Genomic DNA, 20,777 nt, shown 5'->3' with positions numbered 1-20,777 from the left:
GAGTTTTTTCAATATTTGAGGAGGAGTCATGGATGGCAAAATTATCAGGTCCCGAACAAGTCATGGAGTATCTTCACGATCTTGAGCATCCACTCAAGGCTGAAATCGAGGAAGTAACGAGCTTCATATTAAGCGTCGATGATCAAATAACCGAGCAGATCAAATGGAATGCACCCAGCTTCTGCGTTCAGGGAGAAGACCGGATCACTTTGAATTTGCAGGGGAACGGCTTCTTTCGCATCATTTTTCATTGCGGTGCAAAAGTTCAAAATCATGACATCAAGGGTTCCCTGCCTGAGGATACCCTATTGGAATGGGCCTCTAATGATCGGGCAATCGTGAAAATATTCAATTTAGACGATCTGGAGGAGAAGAAAGAACAATTAAGAGAAGTCATCGTTAGATGGATTGAAGTGACGAGTAAGGGTTAAGCAGGGAGCAATATGTTGTTGTTCAGCTCTACAAGCTGGCGATTAAGTGAAGGGGTGACTCTGTTTGAATAAAGTGATAGATTATTATAATGCCTTCGATGAATGGGGGCGCTTGGATAGGGAGCCCATTGAGTTTGTTGTCAATCTGCATCATATCTTGAGTATGCTGCCTGAGAAAGGCCATGTGCTGGATAACGGTGCGGGACCAGGGAAGTATTCCATGGAATTAGCGAAGAACGGTTACGATGTGACCTTAACAGACCTTACGCCAAGATTAGTTGAGATTGCGGCTGCTAAAGCCGAGGAACTTAGGTTAACCGACCAGTTCAAAGGGTTTCACCGTGCCAATGCCAACAATCTTAGTCTGTTTCAAGATGGGTTGTTTGACGCCGCACTTATGATGGGACCTTTATATCATTTGCAGACAGAACAGGATCGTTCCACGGCTGTCCGGGAATTGTATCGCGTTACACAAGCGGGAGGCTACGTCTTTGTGGCATTCATGACTCGAATTCGGCATCTGATGACCTCATTATCATCTCCGGAACATTGGAAACCGAATGATAATATCAGCAGCATTAAGGAGTTTGTTAGGACCGGGATATTCAATCATAGCGATGAAGGAAGATTTACCGGTGCGTATTATTACAACTTGGAGGACATCAAGCCGTTTATGGAATCGCATGGCTTCGAGACGATTAAATTGATAGGTTCGTCAAGTATAGCAGGCTCATTCAAGGCAGAGCAGTTCGATTATTGGCGGTCTCGAGGGGCAGAGGAGTTTCAAGAAGTGATGAACCTGATCTACCAGGAAGCGGAGAACCCAAGCATTTTGGGAGTCTCGTCTCATTTGTTGTACATCGGGCAGAAACGGCAAGTGAATGGTTCGACTTGATATTCCTGATGAGTACACGTTTATGGATGAAGAACTCATTGAAGTTTTAAAGAATAGAGTGTCAGCGTGCATCGAAGTACCTGAGTTGGAATTATAGGAGGGGTATAGACTACTTTTTTTGAATACTAGACTCTACAAAAACAACAAAATTCGTAGGAAATAGAGGATAATGATATACCATGAACAACATGATCGTTCACGAAGTTACCGACCTGGGCGCAGTAGACATTACCGAGCTCTTGACTGAAAGTAAGGAAGAAGGATTCAGGAATATCCATAGGCTAGTGAATGAATATAATGAGGGGATGAATACGTTTCAGCATGAAGATGAAGCCTTGTTTGAATGTCGGGTTGGTCATAGAGTCATCGGCATTTGCGGGTTAAACCGTGATCCGTATTCTGGCGGAAGCATAGGCAGGATCCGCAGACTGTATGTTTTAAAGGAATGTCGGCGTCATGGAGCCGGGAGAAGGTTGGTGGAAGCGGTAATTCATAAGGCCAGCAGCCATTACACCAAACTCGTGTTGAAAACGGACAATCCCAAGGCGGCTGAATTTTATAAGAATTTAGGTTTTAAGGAAATTGCTGATGATGAAATAGTCATGCATGAACTTGAGTTATGATGGTATCCTAATGTCCCGCCTCGATCTGCTAGAGAGCTTTCAACGGTAAGAAAGACTGCCATGAAGGCAGCCTTCCTTACCCCTCGTATGCTTGTTGTAACGTCTGCATGTCGATTTTTGATTTCGTCTGGAGTAAAGCTTTCATAACTCGTTCCGATTTTGCCGGATCGGGATCGGTTATCATTTCGCTTAAGTTAGCCGGGATAATCTGCCACGATACACCGAACTTGTCCTTCAACCAGCCGCATACTTGTGCTTTTTCGTCCCCACCCTCAGATAGCTTCTCCCAATAATAATCCAGTTCTTCTTGTGTCTCGCAATGCACAATAAACGAAATGGCTTCGTTGAATTTGAAATGCGGACCGCCGTTGAGTGCAACGAAGTGTTGTCCCTCCAACAGGAATTCCACGGTCATTATTGCTCCTTCCGCAAACTCATGGTTGTCATTCTTCTCTGCACCGTAGCGCGTGATACGTTCGATCTGCGAATTTTTAAAAATAGACACGTAATGCTGGGCTGCTTCCTCGGCGTGGTGATCAAACCACAAGTTTGGTGAAATCTTTTGGACTCTATTCTTCATCATCCCAACTCCTTCATCACAGATAATAGAATGTAAAGTAATCGTATCATACCCTTCTTATCTGGATTTCTTTTCGATTGCGATTTATTCCTGCTGCTTATGATTTTCGCATAACAATGCATTTAGGAAATTGTGTGATGGTTGCAGGATAACGGATGTCTCATGTGAAATCCATTAGGTGTGGACGATATATGAATACCAATAGGCGACTGGGGTGACTAGTGATGATTGAGGTGCTATTGCGAGATGTATTCGAAGATGATGATCTTGCTATATTTTTCGAGCAACAACGGGACCCGGAGGCGAACTACATGGCGGCTTTTACAGCAAAGGATCCTTCGGATAAGGTAGCCTTTGAAACGCATTGGGCCAAAATCTTAGGGGATGAGAGCATCATCAAGAAGACGGTTCAATATGAGGGACAAGTAGCCGGGCAGATTGTATTCTTCGAACATATGGGTCAGCCCGAGGTCAGCTACTGGATAGGGCGCGAATACTGGGGAAGAGGCATAGCGACTAGAGCCCTTTCGTTATTTCTCAAAGATATCAAAACACGTCCATTATACGCACGTGCAGTAAAAGATCATACCGCCTCGATTCGGATTTTGGGAAAAAACGGCTTCATTATCTGGGGGGAAGATAAGGGTTATGCCCATGCTCGTGGTGAAGAAGTGGAAGAATATATTCTCAAGCTTTCTTTTTAAGAATAACGGAGGTTAAAACAATGAGTGGAAGTCATTTCATAATCACGGGAACTTCAAAAGGAATTGGCGAGCAATTGGCCTATATGCTTCTAGAGAAGGGCCACATTGTACATGGAATCGCGAGAGGAACGCCGGAAAGATTAGGCACTCACTCAAATTACAGGCACCATAAATATAATCTGAATGATACATCGGGGCTTGAGGAGCTTATGGATCACATATTTGAGGAGCTCGATCCCGATCACGCGGATATGATCTGCCTTATCAATAATGCGTCCATGCTTGAACCACTGAAGGCCATTGAACTATGCGATGCGACAGATATTCATATGAATGTGCAACTCAGTCTGATTGCACCGATGATCTTAACTTCCTGCTTCATCAAGAAAACGGAGGAGCTCCCCATTCGGAAGAAAATCATCAACATCTCTTCAGGCTCTGGAACATATCCAGCGCCTACGATGAGTGTCTACTGTACGGCGAAGACCGGAATCAATATGTTTACGCAGAGTGTTGGAGCCGAGCAAAAGAACCGGCAGAACCCGGTGGAGATCATTGCGGTCAACCCTGGTATGGTGGATACGGAAATGCAAAGATTGGCCAGAGGGAAAAATGAACAGGAGTTTGAAATGGCCAAGGCTTTCGCCCATGCGTTTGAGTCAGGGCAGCTGCTGTCTACAGAGGAAATCGGGGCTCATCTGTTACATATCATCGACAAGAATTTTGAATCCGGAAGCATTGTGAATTATGACGAAATCTAAGGGACCTTGTGCAAGTATATCTTATCTATCGGAGGCTGTTGATATGATGATGCCAACCCATATCGTCGCTGTAGGCGGCGTGATTGAGAATGAATGCGGTGAAATTCTGTTGGTGAAGGACCGTAGCGGCTGGGTTTTTCCAGGTGGGCAGGTGGAAGCCGGAGAAAATCTAATGGATGCATTGATAAGAGAAATCAAAGAGGAGAGCGGCATGGATACCATCGTTTCCCATCTGATCGGCGTCTATTCCAATACATCAACCTATCCGGGACATAGCGGCGTTGCTGTGGTTCCAACGAAAGTGATGATGGATTTTGTGTGTAAGCCTACCGGGGGAGAACTGAGCACTTCGGATGAAACGACAGACAGTCGTTGGATCGCTAAGGATGAAGTACTTCAATACATTAAAGCCCCGGCCATTCGTACGCGATTTCAGGCTTATTTGGATTTCAATCGAGAGGTCGTCTATATGGAATATATCACGAAGCCGGAGTTTGAAATTAAGCTGAGACGGAATATATAAGGGCTTTGTAATGGTCAATCATGTATCGAAAGGAAAACTCGCATGGAAGAAGTTATTGTAACACCATACAATCCGGACTGGAACAATGAGTTTGAACGGGAACAAGATAACATTAGGTTGGCTTTGAAGGGGCTTGACGTACACATCGAACATATCGGGAGCACGTCTGTGATGGGTTTAGGGTCCAAACCGACCATCGATATGATGGCTGGTGTTTTGAGTTTAACATCAGTAAATGAACATTATATAGAGAATCTGGCCAGAATCGGGTATGAATACGTGTTTAAACCGGAGTTTCCGGAGCGGATGTTCTTTCGAAGAGGGCAATGGCGGGCGGGGACGCATCATCTACATATTTACAAATACAAGGGTCCGCAGTGGAATGACCAAATTTTATTCAGAGAATATTTAAAGAACCATCCGGACACCAGGGATCAGTACTATGCCTTAAAAAAAGTTCTGGAAAGCCAGTACAAACATGACCGCGTAGCCTATACGAACGGCAAGGCTGATTTCATTCGTGAAGTGATCCAAAAGGCAAGGTTGGATAGACAGTTAGAATCTTGATGCAGAAAGGAAGTAAAGAGGATGTCCGAATATTACTGGGATTCCAAAATCGATTACCTGAGGAATACCAGATGGTTATATTACAATGACGACTACCTGGAGTTTTTGATTAAGAACGTCTGGAAAATGCATGCTCCCGTTAACATTGTGGATTACGGTTGCGGTTACGGGTATCTTGGACTGAAGCTGCTCCCGCTTTTACCCGATGGGTCAACCTACACAGGTATAGACAAAGGTGAAGATTTGATCAAGGAAGCAAGGAAGGTTTTTGACAAGCTGCCATATACCGTTGAATTCATTCAAGGAGATATAGAGGAAATCCAGGTGCATCGTCAGTACGACATTGCGCTCTGTCACGCGTTTTTATTACATATGAAGAGTCCCCGGGATATCCTTCAGAAAATGATCGACAGTGTACGGAACGGCGGCCGGGTCATTTGTTTTGAGCCCCATTGGATCGCTAATGCGGCGAATTTTGGTTTCGATGATGGTTTGCAGCATTCCGAAGTTGTCCGTCTAGGCGTATTACAGAAGCTGTATGAAGTCGACGCCAGCCGCAGCGGCAAAAACGGGAACATCGGCATGAAGCTGCCGATTCTTCTAAGTCAGCTGGGATTACGGAATGTGGAATGCCGAGTAAGTGACAAGGTGAATTTTTTGGATCAGAATATGGATGCAACAGAGAAGGATCGGCTTCTTCAGTCCTTAAAGGAAGAAGGCATTGGGCAGGAACTGGAAGATCAGTTTAAGGTAGTGGAGCAGCTGGTACAGAGAGGTTTAACAGCGGAGGAAGCATAAGAGCAATATACCGCCGAACTCAAGTTGTTTAAGGCGTTTGATAGCGATTCGTGGATGACTTACGCGCCGAATATGAAGATTTCTTTTGGTACGGTTAGCCGAGAATAAACTTACATAAGGAGCCCTATGAAAATTGGATTGGTAAGACATTTTAAAGTTATACATCAACTCGATAGGAATTGGATGTCGTCGGACCCGTTCAATTCTTGGGTGGAGGCTTATAACAACGCTGAAATAGAACAAGCAGACCTTAACGATAGCTTCTCGGAATGGAATGTCTGCATATCCAGTGATTTATCCCGAGCCATTCAGACAGCAGAAACGAAATATCCAGGCCCTATCATCGCAACGAATCGGTTAAGAGAGATTGAGGTTCAATCGATTCATCCTTTGGGAAATCTAAAGCTGCATTACCACATGTGGTTGCTGATGGGACGTTTGGCTTGGTATTTTTCTCATAGCTCACAAGTGGAGAGGAGATCCGAGACCTTGGATCGGGCTAATCAGATTTTAGATTGATCGAAGAGCGTTACCGCAATCGCAACGTATTAGTGGTTAGCCATGGCGCATTCATGAAAGTGCTGACTCAGGAATTGTCCAGAAGAGGTTATCGAGGCAAGCGATTTGTAAAACCTAGGAATGGTGCCATGTATATTTTTGAAAAATAAGAGGGTAGAACGTTGACGAGACCCAGAATGAGTGATCCATCTTTACGAAAAAGAACACTACAACGACTGCCTCCAATAATAAATCGCCAACTGGGTTCTGTCCCGGAGCTCCAGCTTATCCAGTATGATCGACAGGGTATTGCGCACGGTTCCTTCGCTGATAAACAATTGCTCGGCAATTTCCCGATTTGAGCAGCCTAAAGCAACCAGCTCGAGAATATCGTTTTCCCGCGGGGTAAGGTCGGCACGATTCTCTTTTTCGGGCAGCATCAAGGTTTTCAACACATTGGCATCCACAACGGAAGTACCGGAAGCCAATGCACGCAGCTGTTGTGCCATATTGGAGACCTGCGTCGATTTCAGCATGTACCCCTCGGCTCCGGCTAGCAGCGCTAGGCGGATATTATGCTCATCTTGGAACGTGGTCAGCATCATAATCTGCACTTGGGGCCATTTTTGCTTGATGAGCCTCGCCGCTTGGATTCCGTCCATGCCAGGCATCCGAATATCCATGAGGACGATGTCCGGCAGGACCTCTTCGCAGCATTGAATGGCTGCAGCGCCGTCATTCGCAGTGGCCGTTACTTCCATATCCGGTTCTCTGGATAGAAGCAGCCGGAGACTCTGACATACCAATGGATCATCATCTACGATGAGAATGTTCATCGAATGCCTTCCTTTCCCGTAGGTAATACGCAGACCAATTGAAAGCCGCTGGATGTATTGGTGGAGATGCTGCCGCCTGCCGCCTGGGCTCTTTGTCTTAGGTTGCGGAGCCCGGTTCCAGGCAGCGAGGAGGAATCCAAAACGCCGTCATTTTGGACGCTTAACCGCACGATATGTTCATTGACGTCCAACGATACTTCAACGTGTTTGGCTTTGGAATGACGTACCGCATTGGTTAAGGCTTCTTTGAGACAAGCATTCAGGATGACCCACAGATGGGCAGCTATACGGGATGTATCTCCATAAATTTGCAGCTGTACAGGCATCGCTTTGAAATTACGGCAGATCTCCTCCAGGCTCCGAATGCCGGTCGCTTGGACAGGCTGCATATTATGGACTGTTTCCCGCAGTTCCAGGGCGCTGCTCGACAAGCGCATCTGGGCTTGAGCAAACATGTCTTCCGCTTGCGGGTCATGCTCCTTCCATAATGTTTCAAAAGCTTGAAAGGCCAACATCGCGGCTGTTAATTCATGGCCGACTTCATCATGCAGCTTCTGAGAGATCCGATGGCGCTCTCTCAGCTCGGCAAGCTGGGCCGTTTGCACATTGGCCATAAGCAGCTCACCCTTCAATATTTCCAACTCGTAGCGGTCGCGACGCTCCTGATCGGCCTCCAACCGATACTGATGGATTTGTTTGGACCAACATAAAACGATCCATCCTGCAAATGAAGCTTGAACGAGTAAGAGAAGAAGCGGGAGGTCCGGATCGACATACCCGATGACAAGTGCTGCCAGAATGGGCAGGGAAAACAGCGGTTGACCGGCAAGCATGGATTCAAATAGCGGCAGAGCCAGTCCGAAGCTGGCCTCCGGCCAGTATGGAATGATGGACATGCATAGGATCTGGTCGACCATTGTTGTCCATGTAGGAAGGGAAAACCGCCATCGGGCTAACGCCAGGATCACTAAGGCGAAGATCAGGATGAACCCTTCGGTCCCGGCATCTCCCATAAACCAAAGAGCGGCCAGAAGCAGCAGGGCAAATATTCTCCAAATCACTACGGCGATGCTCGGGGACCACGAATCGGTATAGCTTTTCATGAAAACCTCCCATGGCACACGTTCTCTACTCCCCATATCGTAACATATTCTTCAAGCCAGTTTCCTTCGGCTGCCAATCAGCACAAAAGCGATCGCAAACAACAGCAGGATCCCGAGCGGAGGGAGTAGCTCCGTGAACAAGCCCCCGTTCTTAGCGAGCATAATTCCCTTATGGAGCCAATAGGTCGGGGATAACATGGCGATTTTCTGCAATAATGCAGGCATAGCCTGAATGGGAAATAAGGTTCCTCCGAGCAACGCCATGACCATGATGATTCCCAGCATGACGGCCGTAGAGGATTCAGGCTGGCGGAACATGGAGCACCAAGCGAGAGAGAAACTAATTGCGGTGACCGAGAACACACTGAACATGCTGAAGAGTTGAATCAGACTGCCAAAAACATCGGCATGCAGCAACCCGGCGCCGATCGTGACCACGGCACTTTGTCCTACGAGCAGCAGAGCGAAAGCAAGCAGATTCTGCGATAAATACTTGAAGTGGGTCACCGGTGCAACGCCGATCCGGGTCATAATTTTATTCTTCCGATCCTCCATGATCATATGAACGAGTTTGGAGGCTGTGAATAACAGCAGGATTCCATAGAAGTGATACCCCAGCGGTAAGCCATGCCAACCGCCCACAGGGAGGACAACGACGGCTGCGGGAAGGCCTAACAGCAGGATAAGATTGGGCAAGCTGCGGACGCTCCGAATGAGCGCGAAATGAAATATCGTCAAGCGAGCTTCCTCCTCCCAAGCCATGCGCTGATCATCAAGCATATTACGGTTAAGGCTAACAGCAATAATATGCTAAGGTACGCTTTCCCTTGCCCGCCATCGACAAGCATCTCCAAGATGGACATTTTTCCGAGGGATACCGGATTCCCATAGGACGACATGAACTCAAAGAAACGATGATCCGGAAGAGGGAACATGAATCCGGTCAGGAGAATGAAGCCGATTCCGAGGATTTCAGATACCCTTTCAGCCAATTTTACATTATGGATGGATAATGTCAGCAGCAGATGTACGGACTGTGCAAACAAGGAAAAAATAATAAAAACCAGCAGGACCCAGCCGAGCGATCCCCACGCGATCCCGAACACCCAGGTTGTGAATAACACCAAGACCAATCCTTGCAAAGTACTGAAGAGTGTGCAGGCAAGAATAAGAGAGCTTGAATAAACCGCAACGTTAATAGGGAGCGAATAGATTCTCCATTTCCGGGTTTTAAGTAAATCCATATCCAAATAACTCATCAAATACGTGCCGCCAAAAAACTGAACGCCCATAATGGTCGTAACGACCATCAAATCCATCGGAGGAACACCGTTCATGCCTTCATAGGGTCCGATAACGAGACCCAGCACGGTAATGACGACCAGTGGAAGGACCACCAGAAGCAGCTGCCCGATGGGTTCGCGTATCAGGCGAAGCAAGGAGAAGTACGCCATCCTGAATAGAAGCATGTTAAGTCCCCTCCGTGTCACGTAATTGCTTACCGGTAAGCGTAAGGAATACGTCTTCAAGCGTGGGTTTCTCCGCATGGATGGATAAGACGCCACCCGCGCATTTGGCCAACGACAGGATACGATCCAGATTTCCCGCCCCTGCTCGTGATATGATCTGAATTTTCGTTCCTGTCAGAATCACTTGCTTGACTCCATCCAGCTGTTTGATGTTATCGATCAGATCCTCTGTCAGCTCCACGACTTCCAGCTTGATCTTCTCTTCATGTTGGATATTCTTTACCAACTCATCGATCGTCCCCTGCGCAATGACATGGCCTTGATCCATAATCACGACACGGGACGCGAGGGACTGTACCTCTTCCATGTAGTGGGTTGTATAAAGAATGGTCGTCCCCCTTTTTTGCAGTTCGCGTACCGATTCCAGGATGTGATTTCTGGATTGGGGGTCGATTCCAACCGTAGGTTCGTCCATGATCAGGAGCCTGGGCCTGTGAATGATAGAGCAGGCGATATTCAGCCTCCGCTTCATTCCACCAGAAAATTTGGAAGGGCGTTTATGGGCTTGATCCGTTAATCCGACGAACTGGAGCGTTTCCATTATTTTCCTTTTCAGTTCAGTGCCTCTTAACCCATATATTCCACCGAAAAAGGCGAGATTCTCTTGTGCGGTAAGATCCTCAAAAACGGTGACATCCTGCGTGACCAGTCCAATTTTTCGTTTGACCTCCAGCATAGGGCCGCTTAGCTGTTTACCAAACAGCTCGATGCTTCCGGAATCGATGTCAATTAAACCGGATAACGCATGGATCAATGTGGTTTTACCTGCACCATTCGGTCCAAGAAGGCCGAGTATTTCCCCTTGCCTGATTTCTAGATTGACATGGTCCAAGACAAGCTGATGTCCATAGCGCTTAATGATATGGTTCATCGTAGCGATTGTCATCCGAATCCTCCTTTGCTTGAGTGCTTAGCTTTATTATCGCAACCTGGCAAAAACGTTCATAGTTACAATTGTAATGAAATCGGCAGGGGACCGCGTGTTGAAATATGATGCCGGATACGTTACCATCATGGAATTAGCAAATGTGTAATCGGCCAACAAAGGAGTCGTATCTGCGATGACCAAGGTACTTGTAGTAGATGATGAGATCAGTATCTCAAGCGCAGTCGCTTATGCGCTGCGAAGGGAAGGATATACGGTGGAGACGGCAGGAGACGGGCAGGAAGCGCTGGAGCGTGTGGAGTCGTTTGATCCTGACGTGATGGTGCTCGATGTCATGATGCCGAAGCTTAGCGGGTACGATGTTTGTCGCAAGCTCGAGGAGCGGCAGCGCCCTGCCATTTTGCTGTTGACGGTGAAGGACGATATTGTGGATAAGGTGCTTGGGCTGGAGCTTGGTGCCGATGATTATATGACGAAGCCCTTTGACATGCGGGAAATCATCGCCAGGGTAAAAGCATTGTCCCGAAGAAGCCGTACTCCTGAAGCAGCCGGGAAGCAAGCCCCGGAACAGCATGTGATTCGGATATCCGGGCTTACCATGAACCTGTTAAATCGCACCATTCACGTGGAAGGAAAGCCCCTTGAGCTGACCCCGAAAGAGTTTGATCTCATGGCTCTCCTGGCCCGGAATCCGGAGCGGGTATATTCGCGCGAAGCCTTGCTTGAACAGGTATGGGATATGGATTTTGCCGGCGGAACCCGTACGGTAGATATTCACGTGCAGAGGTTGCGCAAGAAGCTGGGGAACCAGCATGACGTGATCCAGACCGTGTATGGCATCGGTTATAAAAGCACGGAGATTCCATCATGAGCAAAAGAAAAGTGCGTTTTGGCTTAAAGTGGAAAGTCGCACTTCTTCTCGCCTTGCTGCTGATCGCCGTTGTGGTTGTTCTGAGCACATTGGTTCTTGCCGGGATACGGGAGGATCAGCGGGTGCGACTGGAGCAATCCTTCGCCCATGAAGCAGAAGCTGCCAATCTCAGGGTTCAGCAGGAATTATTGACGAATCCTCAAACGCAGCCAGATGATTTTATGGAAAATGTAGGTCAACGGCTAGCCGTCGATCTTGGAGCCCAGAGCGGCATGCCGGTAACCCTGTACAAGCTGGATGGTACATTCACGGGGACTTCCCTTCCGTTTCAGCCCAAAATGGATGTACAAGACGCGCTTGCACACACGGCGCAAGGGCGTTCCGCTTATATTACCGAGGGTGACCAGCTGCTCTATCTTGCCCCGCTTCGGAATATGGAACAGCCGATCGGAACGATTCAATTCCACGCTTCCCTAACTGAGCAGCACGCTTTCTATGATCGAATCCAGAACCTGTTTATCGTGACAGGCCTTGCGGTGCTGGCCGCCGGCTTCCTGATCGGTTTTCTATACGTCTGGCGGCAGGTGCATGTCATCAGCAGGCTGAACCAGGCTGCACAGAAGATTGGCGAAGGCGTCTATCTTAGCGAGCCGACGGTTAAGCGAAGCGATGAGCTCGGCGAGCTGGCACAAGGCATATATGAAATGAGCGGGCGAATTTCCTCCTCGGTGAGCCAGCTGACGGAGGAGAAGCTGAAGCTGCTGGATGCCATCGAACGGCTGCAGGAGCTGGAACAACAGCAGAAGCAGTTTATCGGGAATATCAGCCATGAGTTAAAGACGCCGCTGACTTCCATACTCGCTTATGCGGATCTGCTTGAAATGTATCGTGACGATCCCGCGCTGCTCGAGGAAGCCAGAGGACAGATCAGCAAGGAAGCACAGCGTCTATACCGCCTGGTAGAGAAAGCGCTTCAGTTATCGTCCATGGATATTTATGAATTCGAAACCCATGCGGAGCACATAGACCTCATGCCGATTCTGCAAGAGGCGGCAGCCCGGTTAGAGGCCAAGGCAGAGCAATCTAACATTGCGATTCAATCATTCCTAACGGAGGGTAAGGTATGGGCCGATCCGGAGAATTTGATGCACATGGTTCTGAATCTGCTGGATAACGGAATTAAATACAATAGGCCCGGAGGGACCGTCACACTCTCGAACGAAGTGAAGCAGGATGAGCATGGCCATGATCGGATGTTCATAAAGGTAAGCGATACCGGGATGGGAATCCCGGATGATGCCAGAGAACGGATCTTTGATCCGTTTTATACGGTGAGCAGCGACCGCTCCAGGGTTCACGGAGGGACTGGGCTGGGGCTAGCCCTGGTACGCAATTTGGCGGAGAAGCAGCATGGGTCCGTTCAGCTTGTGGAATCCGGTCCCAGCGGTTCTACGTTTGTGATTGTCTTGCCGATGAATCGGCCACAATCGTCAGAGGTTATTTCGACAGAAGAAAGTTCAGACTTGGAATAAGGTCTGGGCTTTTTTTAAATGTACATCTTTGTTTACAAGTTCGTTACAAGCTCGATATCGTATCGAGATATTTGCATTCTATACTGAGTTCAACAGGGAAAGAGGCGGCATGCTTAGACACATTAGCTGCAGCTGCCGAAGCTCCTTGGGGGAATGCTTAGGAGGAACCTGTTATGAAACATAGATTTGGGAAGCATGGGTTCAAGTTGTTGTCTGTAGTTGCTGTTGCTGCAACGCTTGCGGCCTGCCAGTCCCAGGATCGGTTGACGATCGTGGAGCCAGGCAACAGTCTAACTGTCCAGCACCCTGTATCGAACGCCGGAGAGACGGCATCGGGGGAGCGCAAACTCACGGTTGTGGAAGGGGCGAGTGGGCAATCCAGTCAGGAAGTGGTCGTGAATCAGGCGCATCGGATCGCCTCGTCCAACATTGAGGCATGGCTGTCGGAGAATGAGGTCAAGGTGCTTACAACCAAGCTGATCAAGGAAGCGACCGAAACGGAAGAACCGCAGTATGATTATACCTCCGAAGCAGTGAGTGTAAGCACAGGTGAGCGGCGTAAGCTGACGAATCATGAAGAGTCGCATCCAGGCGAACATCTTGTCAAAGAAGAGATCTCGCCAGACGGTAAATATAGCTTTGTTCAGAAATGGAGGGATAAGTACACAGCTGACAATTTCCTGAAGGATTTGAGTACAGGCAAGAGCATACCGGTTAAAGGTGACAATTACATGGAGATTGGGGGATGGCTGGATTCCGACACCTATGTTCTCGCAGCAGGCTCCATGAGCGGCAAAGGCGATATTCGACTCATTTCCACGGACGGCACTTATACCACCATAGCCATTGAGGATGAGGATGTTGAATTTTACAACCAATTTGGAGCGAGTAAGGGCCGCATCTACTATACCGATGTGAACCAGGTGCTTAAGGTGGTTGAACCCGGACAGTCGAAGCCGATACATCTCATAGAAAATGTATGGAACTTTGCGATTTCTCCGGACAGCGAGTACATTGCCGTCTCAACAGCTACCAACCCGGGAGGGGACCAAAGCAGCAAACTGCTGATCTATGACGCGGCCGGCAGTTTGCAAGGTTCTCTGATCGGAAAAGGCAATTTGATCTCGTACTTATCCTGGTCGCCGGATTCTGCCAGATTAGCCTTTGATGTGTACTCGGAAAATGAGAGCGGGATGAACGGCGTGTATGTGTTTGATACGGCTTCCGGGAAAGTAAGCTGGATGGCGCCTTATTATTCAGCGGTGCATCCTGCGGCCCATCCGGTCTACCCACTGACTTGGAGTCCATCTGGAAAAAGACTGGGAATTACGATTGAAGATAAAGAAGATTTAATTGCAACGTATGTTATTGATTTTCAATAAAGATATCGTGCTTCATACTATGACTCATCGACTTAGAGATGTTGATGGGACAACGAGGGGAATGGATGAAATGAAACAATTAAAAAAATCAATCGTGGCAGTTGCCGTGCTAGGAATGACGTTAACGGGAGCCGCGGGTGTCTATGCGGGAGCAAACCTGGAGAAAATCTCGGCTTACCTGAACCACAGCATCGGTATCCAAGTGGACGGTACCGTTTATAACACCGGCAAAACATTGACTCCGATCACGTATAAGAACACAACGTACCTGCCGGTTCGCGCAATTGCCAATGTGCTGGATGTTCCTGTACAATACGATGCGAAGAATAACCAGGTGCTGATCGGAAGTAATCCTGGAAACGGTCAGACGATCGAGCTGATCAACGTGAAATACAGCGATGCACAACTAAAAGAGATCAAAAGCGCATTCGCCAAATTTGATGGTTTCCAAACACCGTATGCTCCAAGTCAGATGGTAAAAGGAGATATGTATCAGAAGACGGGTGCATCGGGAGATGGCGTTAACATGCTGTTCAAACACATGACGGTATATATCTCCCCAAGAGACTACTCTCATGGATATGACAGCAAACCGGTAACTCTGTCCAATGGGACCAAAGCAAAATGGTATACACCGGATGATACGGACATGCTGGGGTTTCAAATCAATGACCGCTTCGTGACGATCAGCTCTCCGGATCATTCTTTAAGCAAAGCACAGCTGGAGAAGGTTGCAGTAAGCGTTGCCCAAGTGCAATAAATATAGAGACAAACCATAGGAATAGAGATATGGCTTAGATATGAAAAAGGCGAATCGTGGTTCTTACGAGGAAGCTTGCAGGGTGAATGGATACCCTGCAAGCTTTTTTCATTACAAGAGGCTATTTGGGAAGAGATATTTCCTGGGCAATCTAATCTGGAAAAAAGATGGGGAATCGGAAGGGAGTGAAAATTAGGGATGTACGTAATCAATAAATCTTATTATGATAGGTTTACTCGAAATGGCTTACCGTTTCGATGTTCTCTGAAATATGGGATGATATGAAAAGAGGAGCCGCCATGAATAACATACAAAAATTCATTAAAAGATTTAAATTGAATGTGATTCATGTGGATGGAGTTCCGGAGTCTTATAGCTCGGAGGTCTACCGCTTAACCCTGTCGAACCAACAACAAGTATATTTAAAGATCCCATTCAATAAGGTGAAGTTATATCGTGAATTTGCTATGTTGCAACGATTGGCTGGGAAGCTGCCTGTTCCGAAAGTTCATCAATATTGGGAAGGAGATGATGAAGTCACCGGCGCATTGCTGTTAGAATCCATTCCCGGCCTACCTATAACAGACGTTATCCCGGATAAACTTGCCTATGAAATCGGAAGTTTGCAAGCGCAAATGCATTCAGTAAACATGCCGGGGTACGGTTACGATACGCCAGACGGATTTCATGGTTTACCCGATAATCATTGGCGTTCCTATATACGTTGGAATTTTGAAAATTGTAAACCAATATGCCTGGACATATTGGAGCAGGGGCTATATGAAAGATGCGTCGCATATTTTGATAAAGCATATTCAAGTCTTCCAGAACCGGATCCTCCATGTGTTGTTCATTTAGATTTTAGACCGGGAAACCTATTGGTTCAAGATCATAAGATTACAGGCATTATTGATTTTGAGAGCTCCAGAGGAGGGTCATCCGAGATTGATTTCACGAAAGTGAATCGATATATCTGGGAGAGGAATCCAGCTACAAGAGAAATATTTGAAGAAGGTTATAACAGCATTAAAACGTTAATTGATCTTAAGCGAACACTGTCCTTTTATTCATTATATGATTCATTTTGTGGGGTGGCATGGTGTGCCAAACGAGGGATTGATAAACACAAGGCGTTTTTAAATGAAAATCTCGATGAATTAAAGAGAATAACAAACTCACTAGATGAGATGAATATATAAGATGACCCCAAGAAAAGAGACAAAAAAGAGCAGCGATAAGGCTGCTCTTAATCATAGGTTATGCATTACGCTGCAATAACAGATATCCGCTAATATTGGATGTTCTTTGGCGGAATACGATTTTGAAACCTACATCATTATCTAATAAGCAGGCCAAGGCAGTTCTTAGCAATGCATTCGGCGTCAAATCAGCTCGGCAAGGAGAAGCATTGCCAATGACACGGGCAGCAACGATTCTACGCGCGGAGCCCGCAACAAGAGGGTTTCTTGACCAGCTGATTAATACTAAATCCGGTTGAGGAACAGCGCGGACACGACCCATTCGATTCACCTCTTTTACTATAGTAGAGTCAGTATATTAAATGACAAGTTGATGAGAAGTGTGCAAAGCAAAAGGCGGAGTTTTACAAAATTAGAGTTGTAACCCAAAACGGACGAAAGGGGATAGGTAATGTGAAACCTATGAAAATGAAGGACATGATCGAAGAGTATGTGAGGCTCTATAATTCTTTTGATGTCGAGGGGATGGTAGCTCTTCTGCATAAGGATATTGAATTCAGAAATAGTTCTAGCGGATCGGTGGATGTGGAGACAAAAGGAATCGAGAAATTTCGAGAAATAGCCGAACAGTCCAAGTCGTTATTCTCCTATCGCTGTCAGACTATCGTTGGTTATTCGTTTGAAGATGACAAAGTTCAGGTTGAGATTGATTACGAGGGTATTCTTGCCAAGGATCTGCCTAACGGTATGAAAGCCGGCCATAGGATTCATATGAAGGGAAGCTCCGTATTTGCGTTTAGAGACGATAAGGTAGCAGTGATCGAGGATTATAGTTGATTGGGCTGGATGTATTTTGGAAGAGTTTATATAAAGTCGTTTAATTCCAGGAATATCGCAACTCCATATGGTATTATTTGGTTTAATGTACGCTCGCTTGGGAGGACGATGATATGGACATCGAGTTAAAGCCGGTCAATCGAAAGAACTGGGAAGAAGCATTAGCACTGCAGGTTTTGGACCCACAGCAGGGGTTTGTGCCAGCGGTAGCTGTATCTCTAGCCAAGATTTACATCAAGCCGGATGGTGAACAAGTCGAATACATTCCTTTTGCGATATATGACGGGAACCGAATGGTCGGATTTATCATGCATGCTTATGAAGTGAATACAACCGATGTTATTGGATCAACGGCTTTTTAATAGATGCAAAAGAACAGGGCAAAGGATATGGCAGAGCAGCTATACTCCAGATGATTACATGGATCCAAAGCCAATTTCCGCAATGTGAAGAAATACGCCTGACCGTACACAAGGATAACCGGATAGCGAAAACCTTGTACAGCAATCTAGGTTTTGCGGAAACGGGAGACTGGTTTGGCGATGAGGAAGTCCTGAAGCTCGATGTTCTACCAAACCAAGAAGTTAAGAGAAAGAGGAGTAACGAATTGCCGAAGATTAACATCCATCGAAGCAGTCCTGAAGAAGCACATTCAGTACGGACGAATCTGATTAAATTTAATGCACAGTTTATCGCAGAAGATTTGCAGCAGAATTACGAGGAGATCAACTTACATATAAAAGATGAGAATGATGAAATCGCAGGCGGTATCAACAGTGTATTTTGCTGGAATTGGATTGAGGTCGATATTCTGTGGGTCGATGATCGGCTTCGAGGGCGGGGATACGGCTCAAGATTGCTACAGGAGATCGAGAGGATCGCAAGAGAAAAGCAATGCACATTCATCAAGCTCAATACCTTCAGCTTTCAAGCGCCGGAATTCTACCGTAAACATGGATTTCAAGAGACTGCTCGCATTGACGATGCCCCGAGGGGTCATCAGCATTATTACTTTATTAAACATTTGGTGTAGAGGCGAGTGTTTATACCAACAACCATCCGAAGGAGCTTAATATGATTAGACTGCAACCCGTTGATAAGGATAATTGGACCGAATGCATTAAACTGAAAGCGAAACCGGATCAAGAAGGCTTTATTGCCTCTAATCTATATTCGATTGCCCAGTTTCAATTCCTTGAACATTTTGAAGCGATGGCGATTTATGATGAGCAGACGATGATCGGATTCGCGTTGTATGGCTTGGATTCCGATGACGGAAACTATTGGATTTACCGTTTCATGATCGACGGGCATTATCAAGGGAAGGGATATGGCAAAGAAGCACTTCGAATCATAATCGAAGAAATCCGAAACAAACCTGACCGGACGGATGTCCTTATGATAAGTTTTGATCCGAAGAACGAACGGGCCAGGCAGTTTTACGTCAAAGCGGGGTTTGAGGAAATCGGCGTCATGCCGTGGTCGGATGGTGAATCCGTAGCGAAACTGATGCTTTGAACCCTTGGTCTATAAGTATGTGGAGAGGATTATGCTGATATGAAAATCATCGTGACTGGCGGCGCCATCATCCGGGATCATCAAGGGCGAATCTTGCTCCAACGACGCTCGGACTACGGCGATTGGGGACTTCCCGGCGGCGGTATGGAGGCAGGAGAATCCGTTGAAGAGACGATGAGACGGGAAGTGCTCGAAGAAACGGGGCTGGTCGTCCTCGATCATGAACTCTATGGGGTTTATAGCGGACCCAGAATGCAATATCGTTATCCGGACGGAAATGAAGTCGTGTTTGTCATGTTTATTTTTAACGCCACGGCGGATTTGAGAGGGAGGACGGAGGAGCAAGGCAGAATACTGATTCATCACGATGAGGATAACGAGTCGTTACAGTTGGAATTCAAGGCATTGCATGAGATTGAGCTAGAGGACATCAGCTCTGTGCAAAGACCGGTATTTGAGGATCTGCAAAGCGGGAAGGCAAACATTTTAAGAACTTGAATATGTCTCGTAACACGATAAAAAGGGAGTGCCTACTGTTTGCAACAGTTGTGCACTCCCTTTGTTAACTTAACTAGAACTTGGGTTCATACCATATGGCTTGGGTAAAGTCCTGGAACTTATCAGAGTAATAATACATAACTTCAATGTTGTTATTGTCGCCGGTTGCTTTTTGACCCTTGCTTCGGATAATGGGGATGAATTCTGCATAGTATGCGCCATTCAAGGAGATTCGAACAGGCTGCTTAGGGTTGCTCAACTGCTCGTAAGTATAATAGGATGGCTCCCCGTTCACGTTGATCTGCAAGTCGATTTTCTCCGTAGCCTTAAAGGCCAGATAGAATTCCGGCAGGGCATCGCGATTCACCAAAGCAAAGTCAGAAACCGGACTTTGTCCGTGTCCTGATGGGGAACCCGCATAGATAAAATTTCTTGTGCCATTCGGAATGAGATCATCCGGCGATGGTTCCCGGACATAGTCGCTGCCACTATAATAGTCGTAAATTCGATGCAGGACAACTGCGGTTTCTGCTAACGTTACCTTTTGATTCGGGCGAAAATACCCTTTCGTATCGGGTTTCATGATGCCGGCCTCGGCAAAGCCGAGCACCGCATAGGCTTTGACGTAATCGAGGTCGGAGGCTAAGGAAGGCCCATATTTTTTGTCTTGCATCAATCCGATTTCGGGTGTCAATGGCTGATAGGCATACTTCCATTTCTCATATTGGTTGTAGGAATTGAAATATCTTTTGGGTAGGTCTTTAATCGCCCGCAATCTCGCGATATCCTCACCGTCCGATAACTCCAGGGAATAACCAATATCATCAAACAGCGCATTCAGCGTAATCAACAAGTCCCAGCGTGTTAACACTTTCTCCGGTATATACTTGAAGGTTTCATTGCCATAATTGATTTTGTCGGCGGCTCCGATTAATCCGTTCGGCGCTGAAGGTATACTGCCGTATACATCCTTAAAGATCTGGTAGGATGGGTGCCCATAAGGGACGCCGGGAATGTTGATATTCTTATCGGCTTCGACCCGGAAATCGGTAAACAACCGGTGAACCATAAGGGTAAGATCGGATTTGGTCACCATCTTGCCTAACGTTTTTGTCCGATACTCCATGTTCTCAAAAACCCCATGGGATCTAAGGAAATCAACGGACTCATTGGCCCAGGCATATTTGTCTTGGTTGGATCCCGCCGCGCTTGCCATGGATGTCATGCACAACGATAGAATAAGGGTTAAAGATAATAATAGACGCCACCTTTTTAGAAACATTTGAATCCTCCTGTATGTATCTATGTATTGGATTAATATTCCTCCATTGTAGTCGACAAATTATGACAGGAGCAATTGTTTTTTCTGAATGTTTACCTATGGATTGGGAGTTAGCCTGCGCCCGTTTCAGTTTTTTGAACGTCTCGAATGAGGAGCGAATATCG

General features: G+C 46.7%; 26 protein-coding genes and 2 pseudogenes. 20 read left to right on the top strand and 8 right to left on the bottom strand.

The window, feature by feature from the left end; translation table 11 throughout:
* Positions 1–32 precede the first annotated feature (32 nt).
* From OHJ21_RS14735 to OHJ21_RS14725, 3 genes are all read left to right on the top strand, one after another.
* Positions 33–431 (top strand): DUF1801 domain-containing protein, encoded by a 399-nt coding sequence (locus tag OHJ21_RS14735; protein ID WP_486020359.1) that lies wholly within the window; start codon positions 33–35, stop codon positions 429–431.
* A gap of 64 nt (positions 432–495) precedes the next feature.
* Positions 496–1,326, top strand: a complete 831-nt coding sequence (locus OHJ21_RS14730) for a class I SAM-dependent methyltransferase (protein ID WP_486020358.1) — start codon at positions 496–498, stop codon at positions 1,324–1,326.
* A gap of 179 nt (positions 1,327–1,505) precedes the next feature.
* Positions 1,506–1,949 (top strand): GNAT family N-acetyltransferase, encoded by a 444-nt coding sequence (locus OHJ21_RS14725; protein WP_486020357.1) that lies wholly within the window; start codon positions 1,506–1,508, stop codon positions 1,947–1,949.
* A gap of 76 nt (positions 1,950–2,025) precedes the next feature.
* On the opposite strand, the gene OHJ21_RS14720 is transcribed toward OHJ21_RS14725, so the two are convergent.
* Positions 2,026–2,529, bottom strand: coding sequence for a VOC family protein (locus OHJ21_RS14720; RefSeq protein WP_100538358.1), 504 nt, complete (start codon positions 2,527–2,529; stop codon positions 2,026–2,028).
* 224 nt (positions 2,530–2,753) lie between these two features.
* Between OHJ21_RS14720 and OHJ21_RS14715 the strand changes: the two genes are divergently transcribed.
* The 7 genes and pseudogenes from OHJ21_RS14715 (at position 2,754) to OHJ21_RS14685 (ending at position 6,550) form a co-directional block, all read left to right on the top strand.
* A complete protein-coding gene (locus tag OHJ21_RS14715; protein WP_486020356.1) occupies positions 2,754–3,233 on the top strand; it encodes a GNAT family N-acetyltransferase in 480 nt (159 codons plus the stop codon).
* Between the two features lie 20 nt (positions 3,234–3,253).
* A complete protein-coding gene (locus OHJ21_RS14710; protein WP_486020354.1) occupies positions 3,254–3,994 on the top strand; it encodes an SDR family NAD(P)-dependent oxidoreductase in 741 nt (246 codons plus the stop codon).
* 43 nt (positions 3,995–4,037) lie between these two features.
* Positions 4,038–4,517 carry an NUDIX hydrolase gene (locus OHJ21_RS14705; RefSeq protein WP_100538356.1) on the top strand — a complete coding sequence of 160 codons (480 nt, stop codon included), beginning with the start codon at positions 4,038–4,040 and terminating at the stop codon, positions 4,515–4,517.
* 42 nt (positions 4,518–4,559) lie between these two features.
* Positions 4,560–5,084, top strand: coding sequence for a GrpB family protein (locus OHJ21_RS14700; protein ID WP_326113921.1), 525 nt, complete (start codon positions 4,560–4,562; stop codon positions 5,082–5,084).
* A 21-nt stretch (positions 5,085–5,105) separates the two neighbouring features.
* Positions 5,106–5,990: pseudogene (locus tag OHJ21_RS14695) on the top strand (class I SAM-dependent methyltransferase).
* A gap of 18 nt (positions 5,991–6,008) precedes the next feature.
* A complete protein-coding gene (locus OHJ21_RS14690; RefSeq protein ID WP_486020353.1) occupies positions 6,009–6,401 on the top strand; it encodes a histidine phosphatase family protein in 393 nt (130 codons plus the stop codon).
* 53 nt (positions 6,402–6,454) lie between these two features.
* Entirely contained in the window at positions 6,455–6,550 is a 96-nt protein-coding gene (locus tag OHJ21_RS14685) for a hypothetical protein (protein WP_486021043.1), read from the top strand.
* A gap of 57 nt (positions 6,551–6,607) precedes the next feature.
* Here OHJ21_RS14685 and OHJ21_RS14680 read toward each other — a convergent pair whose 3' ends face one another.
* Genes OHJ21_RS14680 through OHJ21_RS14660 form a run of 5 tightly spaced genes read right to left on the bottom strand, consistent with a single transcriptional unit; the run spans position 6,608 to position 10,734 of the window.
* Entirely contained in the window at positions 6,608–7,216 is a 609-nt protein-coding gene (locus tag OHJ21_RS14680; protein ID WP_326118941.1) for a response regulator transcription factor, read from the bottom strand.
* Entirely contained in the window at positions 7,213–8,319 is a 1,107-nt protein-coding gene (locus OHJ21_RS14675) for a sensor histidine kinase (protein ID WP_326113924.1), read from the bottom strand. The genes OHJ21_RS14680 and OHJ21_RS14675 overlap by 4 nt, the downstream gene beginning before the upstream one ends.
* Before the next feature lie 51 nt (positions 8,320–8,370).
* Entirely contained in the window at positions 8,371–9,057 is a 687-nt protein-coding gene (locus OHJ21_RS14670; protein WP_326118939.1) for an ABC transporter permease, read from the bottom strand.
* Positions 9,054–9,788, bottom strand: a complete 735-nt coding sequence (locus OHJ21_RS14665; RefSeq protein WP_486020352.1) for an ABC transporter permease — start codon at positions 9,786–9,788, stop codon at positions 9,054–9,056. The genes OHJ21_RS14670 and OHJ21_RS14665 overlap by 4 nt, the downstream gene beginning before the upstream one ends.
* Position 9,789: 1 nt before the next feature.
* Positions 9,790–10,734 carry an ABC transporter ATP-binding protein gene (locus tag OHJ21_RS14660; protein WP_486020351.1) on the bottom strand — a complete coding sequence of 315 codons (945 nt, stop codon included), beginning with the start codon at positions 10,732–10,734 and terminating at the stop codon, positions 9,790–9,792.
* Between the two features lie 175 nt (positions 10,735–10,909).
* On the opposite strand from OHJ21_RS14660, the gene OHJ21_RS14655 reads away from it, so the two are divergent.
* The 5 genes from OHJ21_RS14655 (at position 10,910) to OHJ21_RS14635 (ending at position 16,478) form a co-directional block, all read left to right on the top strand.
* Positions 10,910–11,605 carry a response regulator transcription factor gene (locus OHJ21_RS14655; RefSeq protein WP_100538348.1) on the top strand — a complete coding sequence of 232 codons (696 nt, stop codon included), beginning with the start codon at positions 10,910–10,912 and terminating at the stop codon, positions 11,603–11,605.
* Entirely contained in the window at positions 11,602–13,137 is a 1,536-nt protein-coding gene (locus OHJ21_RS14650) for a sensor histidine kinase (RefSeq protein ID WP_486020350.1), read from the top strand. Before OHJ21_RS14655 ends, OHJ21_RS14650 begins: the two co-directional genes overlap by 4 nt.
* Before the next feature lie 173 nt (positions 13,138–13,310).
* Positions 13,311–14,519, top strand: coding sequence for a WD40 repeat domain-containing protein (locus tag OHJ21_RS14645; RefSeq protein WP_326113929.1), 1,209 nt, complete (start codon positions 13,311–13,313; stop codon positions 14,517–14,519).
* A gap of 70 nt (positions 14,520–14,589) precedes the next feature.
* A complete protein-coding gene (locus OHJ21_RS14640) occupies positions 14,590–15,279 on the top strand; it encodes a stalk domain-containing protein (protein WP_100538345.1) in 690 nt (229 codons plus the stop codon).
* 299 nt (positions 15,280–15,578) lie between these two features.
* Entirely contained in the window at positions 15,579–16,478 is a 900-nt protein-coding gene (locus OHJ21_RS14635; RefSeq protein ID WP_486020349.1) for a phosphotransferase family protein, read from the top strand.
* Positions 16,479–16,536: 58 nt separating this feature from the next.
* Here the strand turns inward: OHJ21_RS14635 and OHJ21_RS14630 are convergent, their stop codons facing one another.
* Positions 16,537–16,800, bottom strand: a complete 264-nt coding sequence (locus OHJ21_RS14630; RefSeq protein WP_326113932.1) for a hypothetical protein — start codon at positions 16,798–16,800, stop codon at positions 16,537–16,539.
* A 131-nt stretch (positions 16,801–16,931) separates the two neighbouring features.
* On the opposite strand from OHJ21_RS14630, the gene OHJ21_RS14625 reads away from it, so the two are divergent.
* The 5 genes and pseudogenes from OHJ21_RS14625 (at position 16,932) to OHJ21_RS14605 (ending at position 19,331) form a co-directional block, all read left to right on the top strand.
* Positions 16,932–17,315, top strand: a complete 384-nt coding sequence (locus OHJ21_RS14625; RefSeq protein ID WP_486020348.1) for a nuclear transport factor 2 family protein — start codon at positions 16,932–16,934, stop codon at positions 17,313–17,315.
* Positions 17,316–17,428: 113 nt separating this feature from the next.
* Positions 17,429–17,883: pseudogene (locus tag OHJ21_RS14620) on the top strand (GNAT family N-acetyltransferase); the annotation flags it as partial.
* A 39-nt stretch (positions 17,884–17,922) separates the two neighbouring features.
* Positions 17,923–18,348, top strand: coding sequence for a GNAT family N-acetyltransferase (locus OHJ21_RS14615; RefSeq protein WP_486021042.1), 426 nt, complete (start codon positions 17,923–17,925; stop codon positions 18,346–18,348).
* Between the two features lie 41 nt (positions 18,349–18,389).
* Positions 18,390–18,833, top strand: coding sequence for a GNAT family N-acetyltransferase (locus OHJ21_RS14610; RefSeq protein ID WP_326118930.1), 444 nt, complete (start codon positions 18,390–18,392; stop codon positions 18,831–18,833).
* A 39-nt stretch (positions 18,834–18,872) separates the two neighbouring features.
* Entirely contained in the window at positions 18,873–19,331 is a 459-nt protein-coding gene (locus OHJ21_RS14605; RefSeq protein ID WP_486020347.1) for an NUDIX domain-containing protein, read from the top strand.
* 73 nt (positions 19,332–19,404) lie between these two features.
* Here the strand turns inward: OHJ21_RS14605 and OHJ21_RS14600 are convergent, their stop codons facing one another.
* Positions 19,405–20,613 (bottom strand): S-layer homology domain-containing protein, encoded by a 1,209-nt coding sequence (locus OHJ21_RS14600; RefSeq protein ID WP_486020346.1) that lies wholly within the window; start codon positions 20,611–20,613, stop codon positions 19,405–19,407.
* Positions 20,614–20,777: the final 164 nt, after the last annotated feature.

Source organism: Virgibacillus sp. LDC1 (assembly GCF_025792345.1).
GTDB classification, from domain to species: Bacteria; Bacillota; Bacilli; order Paenibacillales; family Paenibacillaceae; genus Paenibacillus_AQ; species Paenibacillus_AQ lautus.
This window is presented reverse-complemented; position numbering and strand designations above follow the sequence as displayed.